Below are 3,801 nucleotides of genomic sequence, written 5' to 3'. Positions count from 1 at the left end.
CGTGCAGAAATGGCGCAAATTATTAAAAATGCTTTTCAAGTTTCAGCTAAGCAAAAGCATACATTTAATGATGTTCCGAATGGTTTTTGGGCAGAAGGTGCAATTAGTGCGGTGCAGTCAAACGGGATTGCATCTGGGACAGGCGACGGGAAATTTGAACCTGCTAAAACGGTAACGCGTGAACAGTATGCACAGTTTTTATATAATGCTTTGCAATATAAAAAGCCTGCGGTTGCGGTGCAAGATACAGGAGATGCGGCATTATTAGCAGCCTTTAAAGATGAAGTGCAGAAGCGTATTAATGCGTATGAAACGAATATTACATTGCCGTATAAAACAACAAACAGTAATACAAAAGAAGTGATGAATACACTTTTCAACGCCTATAAAGAAGTGGCAAGTAAAAATGAGTATACGAATTATAATAGATCGAATGTTTCATATGGACTTAATGGGTCACCTGGAAATTATACATTTACGTTAAAGATTACATACCGTGAAACGAAGGAACAAACAGAATATGTAATGAAGCAAGCGAAGGCAATCGTTTCTTCTATTACGCAAGTTGGAATGGATGATCACGAAAAGGTGAAGGCGATTCATGATTATGTCGTAAAACACGTTTCTTATGATACGTCTTATAAAGCTTACACAGCATATGAAGCACTTGTAAATCGTTCTGCGGTTTGCCAAGGTTATGCACTATTAACCTATCAATTATTAAAAGAAGCTGGAATTGAGAATCATTTTGTAGTAGGAACTGGAGACGGTCAGCCTCATGCTTGGAATTTAGTTAAAATCGAAAACAAATGGTATCACCTTGATACAACATTCGATGATCCGGTGCCAGATGAACAAGGCCGCGTAACGTATTCTTATTTCAACTTATCTGATGAGCAAATCGCAAGAAATCATGAGTGGAACCGCGGGGATTATCCGCAAGCTACAACAAATTATTATAGTACATTAACAAATAAAATTGCGGCAGGTGGTACGAAGACCCCTGCATATCAGCAAATATTAAAAGATACAAAGTTAAACTATTTAGGAAATGAATATATTGCAAACAACTATAATGAATTCAAAAATAAAATGCAGCAACGTTATAACGAAAAGTCACCAAAGATTGAAATCCTTTATAAACAATCAATGGATGGCGCATTGCAAGATGTAAAAAAAGTAATTGGAGAAATCGGTTATCCGCAAGGAGCAAGCCGTGTTTCTTATAAAGCTGAGCCGTATAATGCGAAAGAAGGATATTCTTTAGTGACGATTACGTTTATGTAGGGAGAATGAGAAAAAGCATCTGTTTCAGATGCTTTTTTTATTATTTTAGTTCGACATAATGTGACAAAAGAACATAAAGGTATCTGTTATGATGATTTTGGTAATTTTACATTTTGGAGGATTAATAATGAAAAAAAAGAAGATTGTCGCTACGTTAATAGGAATTATAGTGTTACTTGTAATTATTAATGTAGTTATGACGAAGGGAAAAACTACATCAACTAGTGAAAAAATGTACACTGAGAAAGAATACAATAAAGTAGTAGATGAGCATTTTGAAGAAATGGAAAAGTTAAAAAGTGATAAGAGTGTATTAGAAACTGAAAATAAATCTCTTGATGCGCAAGTTAAGAAGTTAAAAGATGAATTAGCGAAAAAAGAGCAACAAGTAGTACAACAACCAGTTCAACAAGAACAACCGAAGCAACAACCAGCACCGGTTCCACAGCCAGAAACGAAAGAAGAGCCTAAACAAGAACAGCCTACAGGCGCATTTGCAAATCCTGTGAAAAGTATAAATAAAACAGATGCAATGAACAAAGTGAAAGAAAAAGCGAAGCAAGACTTCCAAGATGATTATATGACGCAAAACTTTGTTACGGATGAACAATCAAAAGCATTTGATTTCTTAAACGGAGTAGAGATCAAATCACAAGAAGAATTGAACGTGATGAAGAAAGCGTTGGGAGATTTTCCTAACGATTTTATGACCGCAAAGTTTGTTTATGAAGAGCAAATGAAGGCAAAGAATAAGCAAGGGTAATACAAAAACGCTATCTTTTTAAAAAGGTAGCGTTTTTGTTATGGGTAATGAAGTTATTTCTGTATTTGACATATACAGTCCAACTGTATAAAATCAAACTATACAGTTTAACTATATAGTTTAGCTATATATTCATCGTTACATTGGAGGTCTTTATGAATAGAGATAAAAATTTACCATTAACGGAAACAACGTATTACGTTCTTTTAGCTTTATTAGAGCCAGCACATGGTTATTTAATTATGCAAAAGGTGGAGGAACTGAGTAATCATCAAGTGAAAATCGCAGCGGGTACATTGTATGGTGCGGTTGAAAATTTATTAAAACAGGGGTTAATTGAATCGGTAAAAAGTGAAGATAAACGAAGAAAAGTGTATGTCATTACGGAACGCGGGAAAGAAGTATTGCACTTAGACTTTATGAGAATGCAGCACATTATTGCGGTTACAAAGAGTTTATTACACGTATAGTTAGGGGGAAACGATGATGTGGAGATTGAAATTCTTTTTAGACTTTGAGAAAGAGGAAAAATGGTTAGAAGAGATGGCTTGGAAAGGTTATCAACTAGAAAGCACTACATTTGGTTATACATTTAGATATACAGAGCCGGAAGATGCGACGATTAGAATAGACCATAGAGTATTTAGTAGAAAAAGTGAATTTATGAATTACTGCACATTCTTTGAAGATAGCGGTTGGGAGCATATAGCTGGTAATCGGTGGTCAGGTACGTACTATTTTAAAAAGGTAAATGAGGAAAGTGAAGATGACATTTTCTCAGATCAAATGTCACGAGCAGGGAAGTACAAACGCCTATCTAAAACATTTTTAGAATTAGCTATGTGCTCTATTCCGATATTAATCCTATTTATGTTTAATGACACGATTCATTTAGGAGCACTTGCAAATCCGAAAGAACTATATTTTACGCCAGGACTATGGGATAAGCAAGGTGTATCATTTCTATGGTCATTCTTATTTGAAACACCATTAGCATTGATGAGAGGCTTTGCATGGTTGTTTATCCCTACTGCAATTGTTATGTATTTAGTTTGTTCGTATAAAGCAAATCGATTGTATGAAGAGAGAAGATGATAGGATGAATCCCCTTAAAGCTGATGCTTTGAGGGGATTTTTTGGATTTCGACATCCGGGTTTAATTGTAAGATATTTACTTTGTAAGCGTTTGAATGTGATATAATTTTGATAATAATATTCCTTAGGAGGATGATGATCATTCAGACAATTTTAGGTATTATTGGAGCAATTGTTTTACTTGCATTTGTTATCCACCCCGGTGTCCCAGACAAACGTGTCCCTCTAAAAAATATACTCGCAGTAATCCTGCCATTGGTTGTTATAGCCGGTTTCATTTCTTTGTATATATAATGAAAACAAGCATTTATTAAGTAACATTAAGATAGGTAGAGAAGTATATATACTTTTCTACCTATGCGTAGTCCCATTAGGAGGTTGCTTATAATGAGATTTAATAAATACACAGTAATGCTTATGTTTCTAGCCATTGGCTCAAATGCCGCATTATCTATGTGGCTCAAGCAAGGACTTTTAGGTGTTATCGCGGCTATTGTTCTTTTGTTAATCGCTGCATGGACTACAAAAAGACCTCATACAGACAACCAGCACAAGTAAATTATTGTATTTCTCAATAAACAAAAACAACTTAACATGGTAAAATAATAATTGGATGGGAGTCCAATACATATTATTAAAATTAAGATGGTTCAAGT

The 3,801-nt window shown here is 34.8% G+C and carries 6 protein-coding genes; all 6 read left to right on the top strand.

The window, feature by feature from the left end:
• On the top strand, window positions 1-1,287 hold a 1,287-nt coding region (locus KI369_RS13275), incomplete at its 5' end, for a transglutaminase domain-containing protein (protein WP_212956253.1).
• Between the two features lie 127 nt (window positions 1,288-1,414).
• Complete coding sequence (locus KI369_RS13270; protein ID WP_212956252.1) at window positions 1,415-2,050, top strand: hypothetical protein; 636 nt, start codon at window positions 1,415-1,417, stop codon at window positions 2,048-2,050.
• Between the two features lie 155 nt (window positions 2,051-2,205).
• Window positions 2,206-2,520 carry a PadR family transcriptional regulator gene (locus tag KI369_RS13265; protein WP_001078063.1) on the top strand — a complete coding sequence of 105 codons (315 nt, stop codon included), beginning with the start codon at window positions 2,206-2,208 and terminating at the stop codon, window positions 2,518-2,520.
• A gap of 13 nt (window positions 2,521-2,533) precedes the next feature.
• Window positions 2,534-3,145 (top strand): DUF2812 domain-containing protein, encoded by a 612-nt coding sequence (locus KI369_RS13260; protein WP_212956251.1) that lies wholly within the window; start codon window positions 2,534-2,536, stop codon window positions 3,143-3,145.
• Between the two features lie 132 nt (window positions 3,146-3,277).
• Entirely contained in the window at window positions 3,278-3,439 is a 162-nt protein-coding gene (locus KI369_RS13255; RefSeq protein WP_212956250.1) for a hypothetical protein, read from the top strand.
• 93 nt (window positions 3,440-3,532) lie between these two features.
• Complete coding sequence (locus tag KI369_RS13250) at window positions 3,533-3,703, top strand: hypothetical protein (RefSeq protein WP_212956249.1); 171 nt, start codon at window positions 3,533-3,535, stop codon at window positions 3,701-3,703.
• The last annotated feature ends 98 nt before the right edge of the window (window positions 3,704-3,801 follow it).

The sequence above is a fragment of the Bacillus sanguinis genome (assembly GCF_018332475.1).
Taxonomy (GTDB): Bacteria; Bacillota; Bacilli; order Bacillales; family Bacillaceae_G; genus Bacillus_A; species Bacillus_A sanguinis.
This window is presented reverse-complemented; position numbering and strand designations above follow the sequence as displayed.